This is a genomic window from Micromonospora sp. AKA38 (genome assembly GCF_027925725.1).
Classification (GTDB): domain Bacteria; phylum Actinomycetota; class Actinomycetes; order Mycobacteriales; family Micromonosporaceae; genus Micromonospora.
This window is the reverse complement of the sequence record NZ_BNEI01000005.1, coordinates 993384-1011591: the sequence shown is the minus strand read 5'-3', so window position 1 is coordinate 1011591 and position 18208 is coordinate 993384. Positions and strand designations below refer to the sequence as shown.

Genomic DNA, 18208 nt, shown 5'->3' with positions numbered 1-18208 from the left:
GCCAGCCTACCGGGGCCGCGGCGGCCGGCACCAAGGCACCGGCCGCCGCCGCGCTCACATGCTGGCGATCAGCCGCTCCACCCGCTCGTCGTACGCGCGGAACGGGTCCTTGCAGAGCACCGTGCGCTGCGCCTGGTCGTTCAGCTTCAGGTGCACCCAGTCGACGGTGAAGTCACGCCGCTTCTCCTGCGCGTGCCGGATGAACTCACCACGCAGCCGCGCCCGGGTGGTCTGCGGCGGCGTCTCCTTCGCCTCGAAGATCTCCGGGTCGTTCGCCACCCGGTCCACCTCGCCCCGGCGCTCCAGCAACCCGTACAGCCCCCGGCCACGGCGCAGGTCGTGATAGGCCAGATCCATCTGCGCCACCCGGGGATGTGACAGCGGCAGGTCGTGCTTGCGCTGGTAACGCTCGATCAGCTTGAGCTTGCTCACCCAGTCGATCTCGCGTGCCACCGGGTCCAGATCGCCCGTCTCCACCGCCCGCAGCACCCGCCCCCACAGTTCCACCACCCGCTTCGCGGTCTGGTCCCCGCCCCGGCGCTCCACGAACTCCGTCGCCTTCGCGAGGTATTCCTGCTGGATCTCCAGCGCCGAGACCTCCTTGCCGGAGGACAGCCGGACCTTGCGCCGGCCGGTAATGTCGTGCGACACCTCCCGGATGGCCCGGATCGGGTTCTCCAACGTCAGGTCCCGCATCACCACGCCGGCCTCGATCATCCGCAGCACGATGTCGGCGGTGCCGACCTTCAGCAGCGTGGTGACCTCGTTCATGTTGGAGTCGCCGACGATGACGTGCAGCCGGCGGTAGCGCTCCGCGTCCGCGTGCGGCTCGTCCCGGGTGTTGATGATCGGCCGGCTCCGGGTGGTCGCCGAGGAGACGCCCTCCCAGATGTGCTCCGCCCGCTGCGACAGGCAGTAGACCGCGCCGCGCGGCGTCTGCAACACCTTGCCCGCACCGCAGATCAACTGCCGGGTGACCAGGAACGGAATCAGCACGTCGGCCAGCCGGCCGAACTCCCCGTGCCGGGACACCAGGTAGTTCTCGTGGCAGCCGTACGAGTTGCCGGCCGAATCGGTGTTGTTCTTGAACAGGTAGATCTCGCCCGCGATGCCCTCGTCGTGCAGCCGCTTCTCCGCGTCGACGAGCAGCCCCTCCAGGATCCGCTCGCCGGCCCGGTCGTGCGCCACCAGATCGGTCACCGAGTCGCACTCCGGCGTCGCATATTCCGGATGCGAGCCCACGTCCAGATAGAGACGGGCTCCGTTACGCAGGAAAACGTTGCTCGACCGGCCCCACGACACCACCCGTCGGAACAGGTACCGCGCGACCTCGTCGGGGGAAAGCCGGCGCTGCCCGCGATAGGTGCAGGTGACGCCGTACTCGGTCTCGAGGCCGAAGATTCGCCGCTCCATGATGAGACATTAGCCGCCCGGAGCCCTCGATGGGCAGCGCCCGCCGTCAGCGGCGTACGCCGGGCCCCCGGACGACGACGAACCCCGCCACCTCAGCGACGTGGCGGGGTCCGGAAACCGGTGTCACTCGCCGGGCGCGTCCTCCCGATTGCCCTCCAGGTCGGCCGAACCCGCCGACGTGGTCGGCTTCTTCGCCTCCTCGGTCGGCACGGTCGGCGTCTTCGCCCGGCCCGGCGCCGGCGCGACGTCACCCTCCGCGTCGCCGTCCAGCAACGCGGTCAGCGCCGCGCCGGTGATCCGCCGGAACGTCCGGCCCACCCGGCGCCGGTCCAGGACCGCCACCTCCAACTGGTTCGCCGCGATCGTGCGGGCCGCCCCGCCCTCGCCGCCGACGCTGCTCAGCGCCTTCATCGCGGCGCGTACCGCCTCCGACAGCGACATCTCCGGCCGGTGCTCGTTCTTCAGCACCCCGGTGATCGCCTCGGCCTGACCGCCCATCGCCATCCGGCCCGGCTCGTCGTTGACCGAGCCGTCGTAGGTCACCCGGTAGAGCGAGTCGTCGTCCGGCGAGGCAGCCACCTCGGCCACGCAGATCTCCACCTCGAACGGCTTCGACTGCTCGGTGAAGATGGCGCCCAGCGTCTGCGCGTACGCGTTCGCCAACGCCAGCCCGGTCACGTCGCGCCGGTCGTAGCTCAGGCCGTTGAGGTCGGCCATCCGCACCCCGGCGCGCCGCAGGTTCTCGAACTCGTTGTACCGGCCGACCGCGGCGAAGCCGATCCGGTCGTAGATCTCGCTGACCTTGTGCAGCGTGCTGGACAGGTTCTCGGCGACGAAGAGCACCCCGCCGGCGTAGCTCAGGACCACCGCGCTACGACCCCGGGCGATGCCCTTGCGGGCCAACTCGGAGCGGTCGCGCATGATCTGCTCGGGCGAGGCGTAGAACTGCATGGCCACGGCGGCGGTTCTCCTTCGTACCTGTGGTGCGGGACTGCTGACTCGGTGGACGTGCGAGCGGGGTCAGCCGCCGGGGTTCTCCATCCGACCGGACACCACGCTCTCCGCGATCGCCGCCGTCTCGGCGTCGGTGAGCCGGTGGGTACCCTCGGCCGTCGCGGTCATCACGACCGGGTAGATCCGCCGGGTCAGGTCGGGGCCGCCGGTGGCGGTGTCGTCGTCCGCGGCGTCGTAGAGCGCCTCGACGGCCAGCCGCGTCGCGTCGTCGACCGACAGGCCGGCCCGGAAGCGCTTCTTCAGCGCGGACTTGGCGAACAGCGAACCGGAGCCGATCGCGTCGTAACCGGTCTCCTCGTAGGGGCCGCCGGTCACGTCGAAGCTGAAGATCCGGCCGGCCCGCGCCGGGTCGCTCGCGGCCAGGTCGAAGCCGGCGAACAGCGGGACCACGGCCAGGCCCTGCATGGCCGCGCCCAGGTTGCCCCGGATCATCGAGGCCAGCCGGTTGGCCTTGCCGTCGAGCGAGAGCATCGCGCCCTCGATCTTCTCGTAGTGCTCCAGCTCCACCTGGAACAGTCGCATCAGCTCGATGCCGATGCCCGCCGTGCCCGCGATGCCGACAAGCGAGTACGCGTCGGCCGGGTGCACCTTCTCGATGTCGCGCTGGGCGATCAGGTTGCCCATGGTGGCGCGACGGTCGCCGGCCATGACCACGCCGTTCGCGGCCGCGATCGCCACGATGGTGGTCGCGTGCGGCGCCAGGTCGGCGGCCATGCCGGGCGGCAGCGGCCGACGACCCGGCAGCATCTCGGGGGCCGCCTTGCTCAGGAACGTGGTGAAGGAGGACGTCCCCGCGTTGGTGAACACATCTGGAAGACGCCCGGATGGATCAAAACCCGCTGCCACGTGGTTCCTCTCAGGTATGTGATCGCCCCGGCCAGGGTGTCGAGGTTGTCCTTGCACTGGCCGAGACCGCCGTTGCAGTTGAAGCAGAGTATCCCGCGGACCCATCCGGTGCGATGATCGTGGTCCAGATGTTCCGGATCGGGACGCCGACAGATCGCGCACACGCCGCCCTGCTCGGCCAGGAGCTCCTGGAACTCCTTCTCCCCGACCCCGTAGCGGCGACGCAGGTGGTACTCGCGATTGCCGCCGTAGAGCCGCTGCTTGCTCTCGTTGCCCCGTGCGATGTGGCAGGGCTTGCAGTAGCTGTGGCGACCGCTCGCGCTGGTGGTTCGAGGAAAGTCGTCGACCGGCTTGATCTGCGCACAGTCGGGGCACCACTTCAGGCCGTCCGCGACCGGCACGGCCGCCTTCTTCTGCGGCGTGATCCCGCGCCTACGGCGGCTCGCCTCCGAGCGCGCGAGTGCGCAGGTCTTGCAGTAGAAGGCCAGGCCATCTGGCCGCCGCCGGTTACGGTGAAACGCCGACGCCGGCAGCGACCGACCACACTGGGGGCAGAGCTTGTCCGAAGCCTGCGGCAAATCGGACATAAGCCTCATTGACCCCCCTTCTGCACATATCCTCTCACGAACTCTTCCGCGTTCTCCTCCAGGACGGAGTCGATCTCGTCGAGCAGGTCGTCGACGTCCTCGGTGATCTCGGCGTGCCGCTCGGCCACCTCGGGGTTGGCCTGCGCGGTGACCTCCTCGACCTCCTCGTGGGACTTGCCGGACTGGGTCTGACCACCCTCTTGCGTCGCCATGGTGGTGCCTCCTCCACGATCGCCTGCGATCAACTTACCTCGCGCGGGCGACGAAAAGCCCGCCGCGCGCCGGGTTCGGCACGCAACGGGCCTTCCGGCAACCGGCTCAGCCGCCGGTCAGCAGCTCCAGCAGATCCTTGGCGCTCTCACACCTGTCGAAGAGCTGGCCGACGTGGGCGCGGGTGCCCCGCTCGGGCTCCATCATCGGCACCCGGACCAGCGACTCCCGGCCCACGTCGAAGATGACCGAGTCCCAGCTCGCGGCCACCACCTCGGAGGCGTACTGGGCCAGGCACCGGCCGCGGAAGTAGGCCCGGGTGTCCTCCGGCGGCTCGGTCATCGCGGTGCGGGTCTGCTCGTCGGTGAGCAGCGTCTTCATCGAGCCGCGCTGGACCAGCCGGTGGTAGAGGCCCTTCTCCGGCCGCACGTCGGAGTACTGCAGGTCGACCAGTTGCAACTTGTGCGAGCCCCAGCCGAGCTTCTCCCGCTCCCGGTAGCCCTCCAGCACCCGCAGCTTGGCCACCCAGTCCAGCTCGTCGGCGCACTCGAAGGCGTCGCGGCCGAGCCGGTCCAGCACGCTCTCCCAGCGGTCCAGCACGTCGGCGGTCTGCGCGTCCACGTCGGGGCCGTACCGCTCGTCCACGAAGGAACGGACCCGCTCGTGGTAGGCCCACTGCACGTCCAGCGCGGTCAGCCGGCGACCGTCGCGCATCCGCATGAGGTGCTTCAGGGACGGGTCGTGGCTGACCGCGCGCAACTCACCCACCGGGTCGGCGATGCCCAGGTCGGCGCCGAGCGCCTTCTCCTCGATCATGGCGAGGATCAGCGACGTGGTGCCGACCTTGAGGAACGTGGAGATCTCGGAGAGATTGGCGTCGCCGATGATGACGTGCAGGCGGCGGTACTTGTCGGCGTCCGCGTGCGGCTCGTCGCGGGTGTTGATGATGGGCCGCTTGAGCGTGGTCTCCAGCCCGACCTCGACCTCGAAGAAGTCAGCACGTTGGGAGATCTGGAAGCCGCTCTGGCCGCCGTCCTGGCCGATGCCCACGCGGCCCGCGCCGCAGACGATCTGCCGGGTCACGAAGAACGGCGTCAGGTACGCCACGATGTCGGCGAACGGGGTCTGCCGGCGCATCAGGTAGTTCTCGTGGGCGCCGTAGCTGGCGCCCTTGTTGTCGGTGTTGTTCTTGTAGAGGTGGATCGGGTGGGTGCCCGGGATGGTGGCGGCCCGTCGGGCCGCCTCGGCCATCACCCGCTCGCCCGCCTTGTCCCAGCGGACCACGTCGAGCGGGGTGGTCACCTCCGGGGTGGAGTATTCGGGGTGGGCGTGGTCGACGTAGAGCCGGGCGCCGTTGGTGAGTATCACGTTGGCCAGCCCGAGGTCCTCGTCGGCGAGCGCCTCGGCCGGGTCGTACGCCGCCCCGGAGTAGGTGAACCCGCGGGCGTCGCGCAGTGGCGACTCCTCCTCGTAGTCCCAGCGGGCCCGTCCGCCCCGGTTGAGTTCCGGTCGCGCCCCGTAGGCGTTGACCACCTGCGAGGAGGTGACCATCGGGTTGGCTCCGGCCTGGCCGGGCACGGAGATGCCGTACTCGACCTCGGTGCCCATGATCCGTCTGACGCTCATCGACCTGCCCGCTCCGCTCGCCGTCCCGGTCCCCGTCACGTCGAGCGTAGTCGGCACATCGACGGTAGGTGGCGCGCCGTCCCGCTCGGAGACGACCGACCGGGGCGGCGCCGGTGTGGCGCCGCCCCGGTCGGGCCGGTCTCAGAGGTACTGGCCGGTGTTGCTGGCGGTCTCGATGGACCGGCCGGCCTCGGTGCCCTTGCCGCCGGAGACGAGCGTGCGGATGTAGACGATCCGCTCGCCCTTCTTGCCGGAGATGCGGGCCCAGTCGTCCGGGTTGGTGGTGTTGGGCAGGTCCTCGTTCTCCCGGAACTCGTCGACGCACGCGTCGAGCAGGTGCTGCAACCGCAGCCCCTTGCGCCCGGAGGTGAGGAACTCCTTGATGGCCATCTTCTTGCCCCGGTCGACGATGTTCTGGATCATCGCGCCGGAGTTGAAGTCCTTGAAGTAGAGGACTTCCTTGTCGCCGTTGGCGTACGTGACCTCGAGGAAGCGGTTCTCCTCGGTCTCGGAGTACATCCGCAGGACGACGGCGTCGATCATCGCGGCCACGGTGGCCTGCGGGTCGCTGCCGTGTTCGGCCAGGTCGTCGGCGTGCAACGGCAGGTCGGCCAGGACGTACTTCGTAAAGATGTCCTTGGCCGCCTCGGCGTCCGGCCGCTCGATCTTGATCTTCACGTCGAGCCGGCCGGGCCGCAGGATCGCCGGGTCGATCATGTCTTCCCGGTTGGAGGCGCCGATGACGATGACGTTCTCCAGCCCCTCCACGCCGTCGATCTCGCTGAGCAGCTGGGGAACGATGGTGTTCTCCACGTCGGAGGAGACGCCGGAGCCGCGGGTACGGAAGATCGAGTCCATCTCGTCGAAGAACACGATCACCGGGGTGCCCTCGCCGGCCTTCTCCCGGGCGCGCTGGAAGATCAGCCGGATGTGCCGCTCGGTCTCGCCGACGTACTTGTTGAGCAGCTCGGGACCCTTGATGTTGAGGAAGAAACTGGTGTGCCGGTCCTTGCCCAACCGCTCGGCGATCTTCTTGGCGAGCGAGTTGGCCACCGCCTTGGCGATCAGCGTCTTGCCACAGCCGGGCGGACCGTAGAGCAGGATGCCCTTCGGCGGCCGGAGCTGGTGCTCGCGGAACAGGTCGGCGTGCAGGAACGGCAGCTCCACCGCGTCGCGGATCTGCTCGATCTGCGCCTGGAGGCCACCGATGTCCTCGTAGTCGACGTCGGGCACCTCCTCCAGGACCAGCTCCTCGACCTCGCTCTTCGGGATCCGCTCGTACGCGTACGCCGAGCGGGGCTCGATCATGAGTGAGTCGCCGGCCCGGATCGGGCTGCCGATCAGCGTCTCGGCGAGGTGCACGATGCGCTCCTCGTCCGAGTGGGAGACCACCAGCGCCCGGTCACCCGGCGCGCCGTCCGGACCGACCAGGATCTCCTTGAGCATCACCACCTCGCCGACCCGCTCGAAGCCGAACGCGTCGACGATGTTGAGCGCGTCGTTGAGCAGGACCTCCTGCCCACGGCGCAGCTCGTCGGTCTCCAGCGAGGGCGAGACGGCGACGCGGAGCTTGCGCCCGCCGGTGAACACGTCCACCGTGCCGTCGTCGTGCTTCGCCAGGAAGACGCCGTAGCCACTGGGTGGCTGGGCGAGCCGGTCGATCTCCTCCTTGAGCGTCACGATCTGCGCGCGAGCCTCCTTGAGGGTGCTCACGAGCCGCTCGTTGTTCTCGGTCAGCCGCGCCAACTGTGCCTGGGTGGCCGCCAGCCGCTCTTCGAGCTGCCGGACGTGTCGGGGGCTTTCGGTCAACTTGCGCCGCACCAGAGCGAGTTCCTCTTGCAGGAACGCGACCTGCGTGGAGAGATCGTGGGCTTCCTTTTCCCACCGTGCGGCGCGCGAGTCCGCGTCGTCGCTGCGTGCCACGTCCCACCTCCCCGGGGGGCTTGAACGTTCTGAGCTAACACTAGCCGCTATGAGCCCGATTCGGTCCTCCGCAACGCGCTCGTCACCGAAGCTTGATCGCCAAGGGCTGGTCGACGGGCGGGTACGGGCGTTCGGGTACCGTCGGAGTCCGGGACGGGAGAACATGGGGGGTGCTTGTGACGGACGTCGCGACCGACCAGTTGCAGGTCTGGGTCGACCAGGACCTCTGCACGGGTGACGGGCTGTGTGTGCAGTACGCCCCGGAGGTCTTCGAGTTCGACGTCGACGGCCTGGCGTACGTCAAGGGCCCGGACGGCGAGCTGCGGCAGGCCCCGGGCGCCCGGGTGGACGTGCCGGAGCACCTGCGCCTCGAGGTGATCGACTCGGCGAAGGAGTGTCCGGGCGAGTGCATCCACGTGACGCGGGGCAGCGACGGCGTCGAGGTGGCCGGCCCGGAGGCCGAGGACTGACGCACGGCTGACGCGGGCCGGGGACGCCGTCCCCGGCCCGCGTCGTGCCGCCTGGGCCGCCTGGGCCCGCCACCGACTCAGAGTCCCGGTCGGCTTCAGAGCATGGGCCGCGCTCGGAGCACGGGCCGGCTCAGAGCATGGGCCGGCCGACCACCGAGGCCACCAGCCGGGCGAACTCCTCCAGCCGGGTGATCTGCCCGGCGCCGCCGTCGTCGAGCGTCTTGCCGAAGCGCAGCGCGTCGTGCCGCGGGGTGCCGGCCGCGTCGTCGCTCGGCGGCGCCTCGTCAAGTGAGCTGAGCAGCAGGTACACGTCGATGCTGTCGACCCGGACCGTGCCGTCCTCGGCGCGGGTGAGCCGGCGCCGGCAGCCGACTTCGGTGACCGTGGAGACCGGCACCACCCGCAGCGACGAGGTCATCGCGCCGGGCGGCCCCTCCCCCGGCGGCACGTCCTCGCCGTGCCACAGCACCAGCCGGCTGCCGTCGCAGACGACGACCTCCTGCCACACCCCGTTGACCTCGTTGACGAAGCGTTCCAGCGTGAAACCGAGCACGGAGGCCCCGCGCAGCACCCCGCCGAGCGCCTCCAGGGCGATGTCGGGGTCCCGCAGGTAAGCCCGGGCGGCCGATTCCAGGTCGGCGTAGGGCGACCAGTCGGGGAAGACGGCGGGCATCTCGCCGTTGCCGTAGCCGGGACTGCTCACGCCACCTCCCGTCGACCGGTACCGCCGGGGCCGGGACGGACGCGCCCACCGCGCGTCCCGGTCCGCTCTGTCATGCTTACCGTCTCCGGTGTCGTCGTCCCCACGGGCACACATGATCCGCCCGACCGTGGCGGTTCGCGCGGCGGGGGTCAGGACTGGTCGGGCTCCTCCGCCGGCCGGGCCGCCGCCGCGGCGCGCAGGGCGTCGCGGCGCTGCGCGTACGCCTCGGCGCCCTTGCTGGGCTTGCGCCGGCGCGGCGGCGCGGTGACCCCGGGGGCGAGCTTGCGCGCGGAGACCAGGAACGCGGTGTGCGCGATCATGCGGTGGTCCGGCCGGACCGCGAGACCCTCGGCGTGCCAGTCGCGGACCATCGACTCCCAGGCGCGCGGCTCGGTCCAGCCGCCGCGCTCGCGCAGCGCCTCGACCAGCTCGGAGAGCTGCGGCGTGGTGGCCACGTAGCCGATCAGCACGCCGCCGGGGACCAGCGCCCGCTCGACCATGTCGAGCATCTCCCACGGGGTCAGCATGTCGAGGATGATCCGGTCGAAGCCGGTCTCGGCGCAGTCGGCGACGTCGCCCACGTGCAGCCGCCAGGCCGGGTGCGGGCCGTTGAAGAACGCCTCGACGTTGCGCCGGGCGATCTGGGCGAAGTCGTCGCGCAGCTCGAAGGAGTGCAGCTCCCCCTCGGTGCCGACGGCGCGCAGCAGCGAGCAGGACAGCGCGCCGGAGCCGGCGCCGGCCTCCAGCACCTTGGCGCCGGGGAAGATGTCCCCCATCGCGACGATCTGCGCCGAGTCCTTCGGGTAGATCACCTGCGCGCCGCGGGGCATGGAGAGCACGTAGTCGGAGAGCAGCGGTCGCAGCGCCAGGAAGGCGGTCCCGCCGCCGGCGGTGGTGACCACGCTGCCGTCGGGCAGGCCGATGAGTGTGTCGTGCTTGAGGATGCCGCGGTGGGTGTGGAACTCCTTGCCGGGCTCCAGCGTCACGGTGTGCATCCGGCCCTTCGGGTCGGTGAGCTGGACCCGGTCGCCGATCCGGAACGGCCCGCGGTGGACCGGGGGCAGCGCCGGGACGGTGGAGTTCTCTGCGGTCACGTGTTCGTCTTCCGTTTCGGTTCGAGGAGCTGGGCGAGGTCCGCGACGTGGAGCACGCCGACCACATCTTCGCCTGCCGTCACCAGGTACTGCGCGCCCGGGTGGGTGCGGACGGTCTCCAGCACCCGCTCGCCGTCCGCGCCGACCGGCAGGGTGGGCAGCGCCGCCAGGCCGCGCGCCACCTCGTCCACCGCGAGCCACGGCCGCCGTTCCGGGGGTACGGCGGCGGCGCGCGCCGGGTCGACAAGCGCCACGGTCCGGCCGGCGGAGTCGACCACGGCGAGCGCGGCGTCCGGCGTGCCCGCCTCGGCGCGGCGGCGCTGCGCCTCGGCCAGCGGGGTGCCGGTGGGCACCGGCAGCAGCGGACGGGCCAGCCGGGTGAGGTCGACCAGGTGCAGCCGGCGACCGATGCGGGCCAGCCGGATGGACTGTCCGGCGCCCCGCCACAGCGTCAGCGCGACCAGCAGGAGCAGTGGCAACGCCAGCGGGGCGAGCGCCCGGCGCAGCGTGAGCGCCACCACCAGGGCCAGCGTGCCCAGCGCCACGGCCCGGCCGACCCAGCCGGCCACCTCGGTGCCCCGGTGCCGGTCCCGGGTGAGCGCCCAGACCGCGGCGCGCAGCGCGCGCCCGCCGTCCAGCGGCAGCCCGGGCAGGCTGTTGAAGATCGCCACCACCACGTTGCTGACCGCGAGCTGGAAGGCGAGCTGGTGGCCGAGGGTGCCGGCGGGCAGCGTGAGCGTGGCGGCGACCGCGCCGGCGCCGAGCACCGCGGACACGGCCGGGCCGGCCAGGGAGATCAGCAGCTCGGTCCGGGGGTCGGGGGCGTCGGAGTCCATCTCGGTGTAGCCGCCGAGCAGTTCCAGCGTGATGCCCCGCACACCGATGCCGAACCGGCGGGCGGTGAGCGCGTGCCCCAGCTCGTGCAACAGCACGGAGCCGAGCAGCGAGACGACGAAGCCGAAGCCGACCAGGTATCCGCCGAGCGGGCCGAGGTCGAGCTGGCGGCGGGCCAGCGCCGCGTAGAGCACGGTGACCACGACGGTGAGCAGCAGCATCGACGCGTCGGCGCGCAGCGGCACGCCGAAGACCCGGCCGAGGCTCAGCCCGGGCCGGCGCGGCCGTCGGGTCCGCTGGTCCACCCCGGCGATGCTACGCGTCTGAAGATCATGGTCCGGCACGGCGACGGTGGCGGTGTCACACCGGTGGCCTAACCTTCCGGGCATGACGGCGGAACCGGTGATCGACACGCAGGGCGACCCGACGGCGACACCGACGCCGGTCACGGTGCGGGCGTCGTTGTCGCCGTCGCGGGCGGCCGACTTCAAGACCTGCCCACTGCTCTACCGGTTCCGCAGCATCGACCGGCTGCCGGAGCGCCCCACGGTCGAGCAGGCCCGGGGCACGCTGGTGCACGCCGTGCTGGAGCGGCTGTTCGACCTGCCGGCCCCGGCGCGCACCCCGGAGTCGGCCGGCGATCTGGTCGCCCCGCAGTGGGACCGGCTGGTCACCGAGGAGCCGGAGCTGGCGACGCTGTTCGCCGACGACGACCCGGCCGGCGTGGAGGGGTTCCTGCGCTCGGCGGCGGGGCTGCTGGAGGGCTATTTCGCGGTGGAGGACCCGCGCCGGCTGGAGCCGGCCGAGCGCGAGGCGTTGATCTCCGCGGTGGTCGACGACGAGCTGCTCATCCGCGGCTATCTCGACCGGCTCGACGTGGCCCCGGACGGCGCGCTGCGGGTGGTCGACTACAAGACCGGCGGCGCGCCGCGCGAGGCGTTCGAGGCGCGGGCGCTGTTCCAGCTCAAGTTCTACGCGCTGGTGCTGTGGCGGACCCGGGGCGTGGTGCCGCGGGTGCTGCGTCTGCTCTACCTCAAGGACGCCGAGGTCTGCGACTACGCGCCCGACGCCGACGAGCTGGTGCGCTTCGAGCGCACGGTGGTGGCGCTGTGGCGGGCGATCGAGCAGGCCACCGCGCGGCAGGATTTCCGGCCCCGGCCGAGCCGGCTCTGCGACTGGTGCAGCCACCAGGCGCTCTGCCCGACCTTCGGCGGCACTCCGCCGCCGTTCCCGGTGGCCGCCGCCGCGCCCGACCCGCTGGTGGACGCGCGTTCCCGGCCGGCCAGTCCCGGGGCCGACGAGTGAGGCCCGTCCCCGCCGAGTGAGCCCCACCCGATGAGGCCGCTTTCCGGGAAAGCGGGCGTCAAAAGACCTCGATGGGCCCGCTTTCCGTGAGAGCGGGCGCCCAGGAACCTCGTGGGCCCGCTTTCCGTGAGAGCGGTGGGTGGAGCGGGCGGGGCGGGTGAGCGCGGGGCGGGGTGGGTGGGGCGATTGGATCGGGATCCGGTGCGTCGGCGTGCGGGAACCGGTCGCCCTCTACGGTGGTTCCTGCGGACCGGTCGACGCCGGCGGTGGTCTCCGGGTGTGCGCCCGGCGCCCGCCGGGCCCGGCGGACCCGGTTCCGGGCTGACCGCCGTCCAGCACGACGAGGGAGACGATGACCGACGCCGCCGCGCCCCGACCGGTTCGGGTCCTGCTCGCCGACGACCAGCCGCTGCTGCGTGCCGGGTTCCGGATGGTGCTGGGGGTCGAGGACGACCTGGACATCGTGGGCGAGGCGGGCGACGGCGTGGAGGCGGTGGAGCTGTCCCGACGGCTGCTGCCCGACGTGGTGCTGATGGACATCCGGATGCCGCGGATGGACGGGGTGGCCGCGACCCGGACGATCGTGGACGCCCGACTGCCGGTACGGGTGCTGGTGCTGACCACGTTCGAGCTGGACGAGTACGTGGTCGGCGCGTTGCGCGCCGGGGCGAGCGGTTTCCTGGCCAAGGATGTGCCGGCGGAGGACCTGGTGACCGCGATCCGCACGGTGGCGGCCGGGGAGGCGGTGGTGGCGCCGCGGATCCTGCGCCGGCTGTTGGACCGCTTCGCCGACGTGCTGCCGGATCCGGCGGCCAGCCGGCCGCGGGTGCTGGACCCGTTGACCGACCGGGAGCGGGAGGTGCTGGTGCAGGTGGCGCGCGGGCTGTCGAACGCCGAGATCGCCCGGGCGCTGTCGGTCAGCGAGACCACGGTCAAGACGCACGTCGGGCACGTGCTGACCAAGTTGAAGCTGCGGGACCGGGTGCAGGCGGTGGTCCTGGCGTACGAGACGGGGCTGGTGCGGCCCGGGAAATAGGTGGCGGCGCTCACGTACCGTGACCAACGGCGGCGGCGTGGGGTTGACCGTGACGCGGCGTGAGGTTCTACCGTCGGCGTCGCCGGCCGGTCAGGGATCACCCTGAGCCGGCCTGGGGGGCGACCCTCACCGGAAATTCGGCACGGGTTCCGCCCGGGGTCGGACGGATCCGGGGCCGGCGGCACCGAGGATGGAACTGCCGCACCGACCAGCGGGGGCGGTGCGGATCAGCAAGCCAGACGGAAGAGGTAGATGACGTGACCGCGACGGTAGGCCGGCAGGCGCAGGCCGCGGCCCGGGCGAACGACGTGTGGAAGGTGTACGGCAGCGGCGAGGCGCAGGTCATCGCGCTGCGGGGGGTGAGCGCCGAGTTCGAACGCGGCCGGTTCACCGCGATCATGGGGCCGTCGGGCTCGGGCAAGTCGACGTTGATGCACTGCCTCGCCGGTCTGGACTCGGTGACCCGGGGCACCGTGATGATCGGTGAGACGACGGTGACCGGGCTCAACGACTCGGGCCTGACGAAGCTGCGGCGGGACAAGGTCGGTTTCATCTTCCAGCAGTTCAACCTGCTGCCCACGCTCACCGCGCAGGAGAACATCCTGCTGCCGCTGTCGATCGCCGGCCGCAAGGCCGACCCGGCCTGGTACGACACGGTGATCGACACGGTCGGGCTGCGGGAGCGGCTCGGGCACCGCCCGGCGCAGCTCTCCGGCGGCCAGCAGCAGCGAGTGGCGTGCGCGCGGGCGCTTGTCGCCCGCCCCGAGGTGATCTTCGCGGACGAGCCGACCGGCAACCTGGACTCCCGGTCCGGCGCCGAGGTGCTGAACTTCCTGCGCAGCTCGGTACGCGAGCACGGCCAGACGATCGTCATGGTGACCCACGACCCGACCGCCGCCGCGTACGCCGACCGGGTGGTCTTCCTGGCCGACGGGCAGATCGTCTCGGAGCTGATCGAGCCGACCGCCGACACGGTGCTGGACACGATGAAGAAGCTGGACGCGCCGGTCGAGGTGGGCAACTGATGTTCCGGGCAACGCTGAAGAGCCTGCTGGCGCGCAAGCTGCGCCTGCTGCTGTCCGGGCTGGCGGTGGTGCTCGGCGTCATGTTCGTCTCCGGCGCGTTCGTGCTCACCGACACGCTGGGCCGCTCGTTCGACGCGGTCTTCGCCGACGCCTACGCCGACGTGGACGTGAACGTGGCGGCGAAGCCGAAGGTCGAGGTCTCCGAGACCGAGGGCGAGCAGGTGGCCGGCCCGGTGCCGGCGTCGCTCGTGGACCGGGTGAAGGCGGTGCCGGGCGCGGCGGACGTGCGCGGCGTGGTGGCGGCCGACGGCGCGCGGCTGATCGGCGGCAACGGCAAGGTGGTCACCTCGTTCGGGCCGCCGCAGCTCGGCGAGAACTGGCTGGGCGAGAGCGACCTGGTGACGTTGCGCGAGGGGCGCGGCCCGCAGGCCGACGACGAGATCGTGGTCAACGCCGCGCTGGCGAAGGCGGCCGGCGTGAAGGTCGGTGACCGGGTCGGCGTGTTGACCCTGTCACCGAAGAAGGAGTTCACGCTGGTCGGCGTGTTCGGCTACAGCGGTGGCCGGGACTCCGTGGGCGGCGCGAACGAGGTCGCTTTCACCACGCCTGTCGCGCAGCGGTTGATGCTCGGCAAGCCGGACGTGTTCTCCAACGTCACCGCGCGGGCGGACGGCACCACGCCGGAGGCGCTGCGCGACGAGGTGTCCGGCGCGCTGGGCGGAGCCTACGAGGTCAAGACCGGCGACCAGCTCGCCGACGACGCCTCGGCCGGGCTGAAGGAGGGGTTGTCGTTCTTCAACAAGATCCTCCTCGGGTTCGCCGCGGTGGCGTTGCTGGTCGGCACGTTCCTGATCCTCAACACCTTCTCGATCATCGTGGCCCAGCGCACGCGTGAACTGGCGCTGATGCGGGCCATCGGGGCCAGTGGCCGGCAGGTCATCGGCTCGGTGGTGCTGGAGGCGGTCGCGGTGGGCCTGATCGCCTCGGTGCTCGGCCTGGCCGCCGGCATCGGGGTGGGCGCGCTGCTGGCGTACCTGTTCGGAAAGCTCGCCGGCGGTCTGACGCTGGCCGGGCTGGGGGTGCCGCCGGCGGCGGTGATCGGCGCGTTCGCGGTCGGCCTGCTGATCACGGTGGTCGCGGCGCTGCTGCCGGCGCTGCGCGCCGCGCGGATTCCTCCGATCGCCGCGATGCAGGACGTCGCCACGCCGGACCGGCCGTTGACCAAGGTGACCGTCGGCGGCGCGGTGGTCACCACGGTCGGCGCGGTGCTGCTCTTCCTCGGCCTCAGCGGCAACGCCGGCGACAACACGCTGGCGACCATCCTCGGCGGTGTGCTGTTCGCGTTCATCGGGGTGGCGCTGCTGACGCCGGTGATCAGCCGGCCGGTGGTGTCGCTGCTCGGCGCGATCTTCTCCTGGTCGGTGCCGGGCAAGCTGGGCCGGTTGAACTCGGGCCGCAACCCGCGCCGGACCGCGATCACCGCCGCCGCGCTGATGGTGGGCATCGCGCTGGTGACCGGCGTGACGGTGATCCTGGACTCGGCGAAGGGCAGCATCAGCGCGCTCGCCGAGGACCGGATCAAGGCCGAGCTGGTGATCTCCGGCGCCTCGGCCGGGCCGCGTCCGGCGAGCTTCGACGCGGCGGTGCTGGAGAAGACCGCCGCGATCCCGGGCGTGAAGTTGGTCGACGGCGAGTACGGCGACATGGCCACGGTGGGCGGCGAGCGGACCTGGGTGGCGGCGTCGAGCAACGTGGCGGCGCTGGAGCGGATCTTCGGGGCGAAGGCCACCGCCGGTGACATCAGCCGGCTGGCCCCGGACCAGATGCTGCTCAGCTCGGACACCGCGAAGTCCCGCAACCTGTCGGTCGGCTCGACCGTGCCGGTGCAGTTGTCCCGCGGCGAGGCCCGCACGTACACGGTCAGCGGCATCTACGAAAGTTCCCAGCTCACCAACCCGGTGGTGCTGCCGCCGCAGGCGACCGCCGACTTCGCCATCCCGCAGCCCATCCAGGGCTTCGTGCAGCTCGCCCCGGGTACCTCGGTGGGCGCGGTGCAGCCGCAGGTCGAGCGGCTGCTGGCGGACAGCCCGGAGGTGTCGGTGGCGGACCGGGCGGCGTTCATCAAGCAGCAGACCAGCCAGCTCGACACGCCGCTGCGGATGATCCAGATCCTGTTGGCGCTGGCCATCGTGATCGCGGTGCTGGGCATCATCAACACGCTCGCGTTGTCGGTGCTGGAGCGCACCCGTGAGCTGGGCCTGCTGCGGGCGATCGGCCTGCGTCGGGCCCAGACCATGCGGATGATCACGGTCGAGGCGGTGGTGATCTCGATCTTCGGCGCGCTGCTCGGCGTGGTGGTCGGCACCGGTCTCGGCGCGGCGGTGGTCCGGGCGCTCAAGGACGAGGGCATCACCGACCTGGTTCTGCCCTGGGGCCAGATGGTGACGTTCCTGGTGCTGGCCGCGATCATCGGCGTGGTCGCGGCGGTGCTGCCGGCGATCCGGGCCGCGCGGATCAACGTGCTCGGCGCCATCGCCCACGACTGAGGTGCAAGGAAGGGCCCCTTCTTAACGCCTGGCGTTAAGAAGGGGCCCTTCCTTACCGGTTCAGCAGCGCGGCGAGCAGTTCCAGGTCCGCCGCGGTCAGGCTCTCCACCTGGTGTACGCCGTCGGTCGGCGGCAGCGGCACCTCGGCCGGTACGGCCAGCACCGCCGCGCCGGCGGCCAACGCGCTCGCCACGCCGGTCGGTGAGTCCTCGATCGCCACGCACCGCTCGATCGGCACGCCCAGCAGCCGCGCGGCGGTCAGGTACGGCTCCGGGTGCGGCTTGGCCTCGCCCACCTCGTCGCCGCAGACCACCGCGTCGAAGCTGTCCCGGCCCAAGGTCTCCAGCGCGACCTCGACCAGGGACCGGCCGCTGGAGGTGACAAGCGCGGTGGGAATGCCGGCGGCCCGGACGGCGCGCAGCAGCGCCAACGCGCCGGGACGCCAGCGCAGCCCGGTGCGGAACAGGTCGAGGATCCGCGCGCTGATCCAGTCGGCGCTGGCCTGCGGGTCGCGTTCCGGCTGGCCCAGGTCGGCGTGCACGATCCGCATGGAGTCGGCCATCGCGGTGCCGATGATCGCGTGGCGGGCCTCGGCGGAGAGCGTGCCGCCGTAGACGGCGGCCAGTTCCTGCAACGCGACGTCCCACAGCTTCTCGCTGTCGACGAGCGTGCCGTCCATGTCGAAGAGCACGGCGGCGGGGTGTGGGCTGCTCAGCGGGGGCCTCCTTCGGTGGGCGTACCCACCGATCCTGCCAGCCGGACCCGGCCCGGCCGGCGGCGCCGCCGGCCGGGGTGACCTGTGGCATCAGCCGAGGTCGCACGCCTTCAGGGAGTTCTCGTAGCCGGCGAAGAACTTCTCGCTGCGTTGCTCGGCGGTGCCGTGCGCGCCCTCGGCGAACCACGGCTGGTCGGGGTCGTCGCCGACCGCGAGCAGCCCTTCCCGGAACTCGTCCAGGTCGCCGTCCTCCACCTTCAGCGTCCCGGCTCGCACGCTGTCGCCCAGGTAGGCCCCGGCCATGCAGTCGGCCTGCAACTCCTGCTGGATGGTGTAGTCGTAGCGGATGCCGAGCCGGGTCTGCACGCCGTGCGCGTACTCGTGGCCGAGCAGGTAGAACAGGAACGCGTCGCCGATCTGCCGGAACGCCGACACCGACCAGTTCACGTCGTAGGCGATGAAGTCGCCGGCCGAGCAGTAGACGGCGTTGTTGCGCGGCAGCGGCTGCCCGCCGCAGGACACCTCGCCGGCCCGGGTGTACGCCACCACCCGCCGGATCGGCCGGAAGCGTTCCCCGGAGGAGCGGAACTGCGTGGTCCAGTACTGCTCGGCGCCGGCCACCGCGTCGGAGAAGTCCTGCTTGAACTCGGCGACGCTGGTGGTGCCGTCGGCCCGGGTGGTCTCCGCGCCGGGGGACGCCGCTCGCCCGCTGCGCTCGGGGGCGGGCTGCTGCGGCTCGCCCTGGTCGAGTCCGCCGCCCATGCAGCCGGCGGCCACCACCACGGCCGCCACCAGCCCGGCGAGCGGCCCGAGCCGCCGACGTCCCGTCCTGTCCCCCACGACTACCTCCCGGCTGTCCGA

The 18208-nt window shown here is 71.7% G+C and carries 17 protein-coding genes; 5 read left to right on the top strand and 12 right to left on the bottom strand.

Annotated features, from left to right (window positions below; genetic code table 11):
• Positions 1-54: 54 nt before the first annotated feature.
• From pafA to arc, 7 genes are all read right to left on the bottom strand, one after another.
• Positions 55-1413, bottom strand: a complete 1359-nt coding sequence (gene pafA / locus TPA0908_RS21960; protein ID WP_107155591.1) for a Pup--protein ligase — start codon at positions 1411-1413, stop codon at positions 55-57.
• A gap of 123 nt (positions 1414-1536) precedes the next feature.
• Positions 1537-2370, bottom strand: coding sequence for a proteasome subunit alpha (prcA, locus tag TPA0908_RS21955; RefSeq protein WP_281940763.1), 834 nt, complete (start codon positions 2368-2370; stop codon positions 1537-1539).
• Positions 2371-2433: 63 nt separating this feature from the next.
• Complete coding sequence (gene prcB, locus TPA0908_RS21950; RefSeq protein ID WP_199199544.1) at positions 2434-3273, bottom strand: proteasome subunit beta; 840 nt, start codon at positions 3271-3273, stop codon at positions 2434-2436.
• The gene (locus tag TPA0908_RS21945) at positions 3192-3860 is read right to left on the bottom strand and encodes an endonuclease VII domain-containing protein (protein ID WP_281940761.1); all 669 of its coding nucleotides are present in this window, start codon (positions 3858-3860) and stop codon (positions 3192-3194) included. The genes prcB and TPA0908_RS21945 overlap by 82 nt, the downstream gene beginning before the upstream one ends.
• 5 nt (positions 3861-3865) lie before the next feature.
• The gene (locus tag TPA0908_RS21940; protein WP_073836803.1) at positions 3866-4072 is read right to left on the bottom strand and encodes a ubiquitin-like protein Pup; all 207 of its coding nucleotides are present in this window, start codon (positions 4070-4072) and stop codon (positions 3866-3868) included.
• Between the two features lie 106 nt (positions 4073-4178).
• On the bottom strand, positions 4179-5696 hold the full coding sequence (gene dop, locus TPA0908_RS21935) for a depupylase/deamidase Dop (RefSeq protein WP_357303636.1): 1518 nt from the start codon (positions 5694-5696) through the stop codon (positions 4179-4181).
• A 141-nt stretch (positions 5697-5837) separates the two neighbouring features.
• A complete protein-coding gene (arc, locus tag TPA0908_RS21930; protein WP_107155587.1) occupies positions 5838-7619 on the bottom strand; it encodes a proteasome ATPase in 1782 nt (593 codons plus the stop codon).
• Positions 7620-7795: 176 nt separating this feature from the next.
• Between arc and TPA0908_RS21925 the strand changes: the two genes are divergently transcribed.
• On the top strand, positions 7796-8089 hold the full coding sequence (locus TPA0908_RS21925; RefSeq protein WP_107155586.1) for a ferredoxin: 294 nt from the start codon (positions 7796-7798) through the stop codon (positions 8087-8089).
• A 130-nt stretch (positions 8090-8219) separates the two neighbouring features.
• On the opposite strand, the gene TPA0908_RS21920 is transcribed toward TPA0908_RS21925, so the two are convergent.
• The 3 genes from TPA0908_RS21920 to TPA0908_RS21910 all read right to left on the bottom strand — a co-directional run bounded on the left by TPA0908_RS21920 (position 8220) and on the right by TPA0908_RS21910 (position 11025).
• Positions 8220-8792 carry a hypothetical protein gene (locus TPA0908_RS21920; protein ID WP_281940757.1) on the bottom strand — a complete coding sequence of 191 codons (573 nt, stop codon included), beginning with the start codon at positions 8790-8792 and terminating at the stop codon, positions 8220-8222.
• A 149-nt stretch (positions 8793-8941) separates the two neighbouring features.
• Positions 8942-9886: a tRNA (adenine-N1)-methyltransferase gene (locus tag TPA0908_RS21915; RefSeq protein WP_281940755.1), complete on the bottom strand. Its 945-nt coding sequence runs from the start codon at positions 9884-9886 to the stop codon at positions 8942-8944.
• Positions 9883-11025: a M50 family metallopeptidase gene (locus tag TPA0908_RS21910; protein ID WP_374709238.1), complete on the bottom strand. Its 1143-nt coding sequence runs from the start codon at positions 11023-11025 to the stop codon at positions 9883-9885. The genes TPA0908_RS21915 and TPA0908_RS21910 overlap by 4 nt, the downstream gene beginning before the upstream one ends.
• Before the next feature lie 82 nt (positions 11026-11107).
• On the opposite strand from TPA0908_RS21910, the gene TPA0908_RS21905 reads away from it, so the two are divergent.
• The 4 genes from TPA0908_RS21905 to TPA0908_RS21890 all read left to right on the top strand — a co-directional run bounded on the left by TPA0908_RS21905 (position 11108) and on the right by TPA0908_RS21890 (position 16632).
• Entirely contained in the window at positions 11108-12025 is a 918-nt protein-coding gene (locus TPA0908_RS21905; protein WP_281940752.1) for a RecB family exonuclease, read from the top strand.
• Between the two features lie 352 nt (positions 12026-12377).
• Positions 12378-13061: a response regulator gene (locus tag TPA0908_RS21900; protein ID WP_107155581.1), complete on the top strand. Its 684-nt coding sequence runs from the start codon at positions 12378-12380 to the stop codon at positions 13059-13061.
• 257 nt (positions 13062-13318) lie between these two features.
• Positions 13319-14086 (top strand): ABC transporter ATP-binding protein, encoded by a 768-nt coding sequence (locus tag TPA0908_RS21895; protein WP_107155580.1) that lies wholly within the window; start codon positions 13319-13321, stop codon positions 14084-14086.
• Complete coding sequence (locus tag TPA0908_RS21890) at positions 14086-16632, top strand: ABC transporter permease (protein WP_281940747.1); 2547 nt, start codon at positions 14086-14088, stop codon at positions 16630-16632. The genes TPA0908_RS21895 and TPA0908_RS21890 overlap by 1 nt, the downstream gene beginning before the upstream one ends.
• Positions 16633-16684: 52 nt before the next feature.
• On the opposite strand, the gene TPA0908_RS21885 is transcribed toward TPA0908_RS21890, so the two are convergent.
• Together TPA0908_RS21885 and TPA0908_RS21880 are read right to left on the bottom strand one after the other, a co-directional pair.
• The gene (locus TPA0908_RS21885; protein ID WP_281940745.1) at positions 16685-17323 is read right to left on the bottom strand and encodes an HAD family hydrolase; all 639 of its coding nucleotides are present in this window, start codon (positions 17321-17323) and stop codon (positions 16685-16687) included.
• A gap of 114 nt (positions 17324-17437) precedes the next feature.
• On the bottom strand, positions 17438-18187 hold the full coding sequence (locus tag TPA0908_RS21880) for a neutral zinc metallopeptidase (protein ID WP_281940743.1): 750 nt from the start codon (positions 18185-18187) through the stop codon (positions 17438-17440).
• Positions 18188-18208 lie beyond the last annotated feature (21 nt).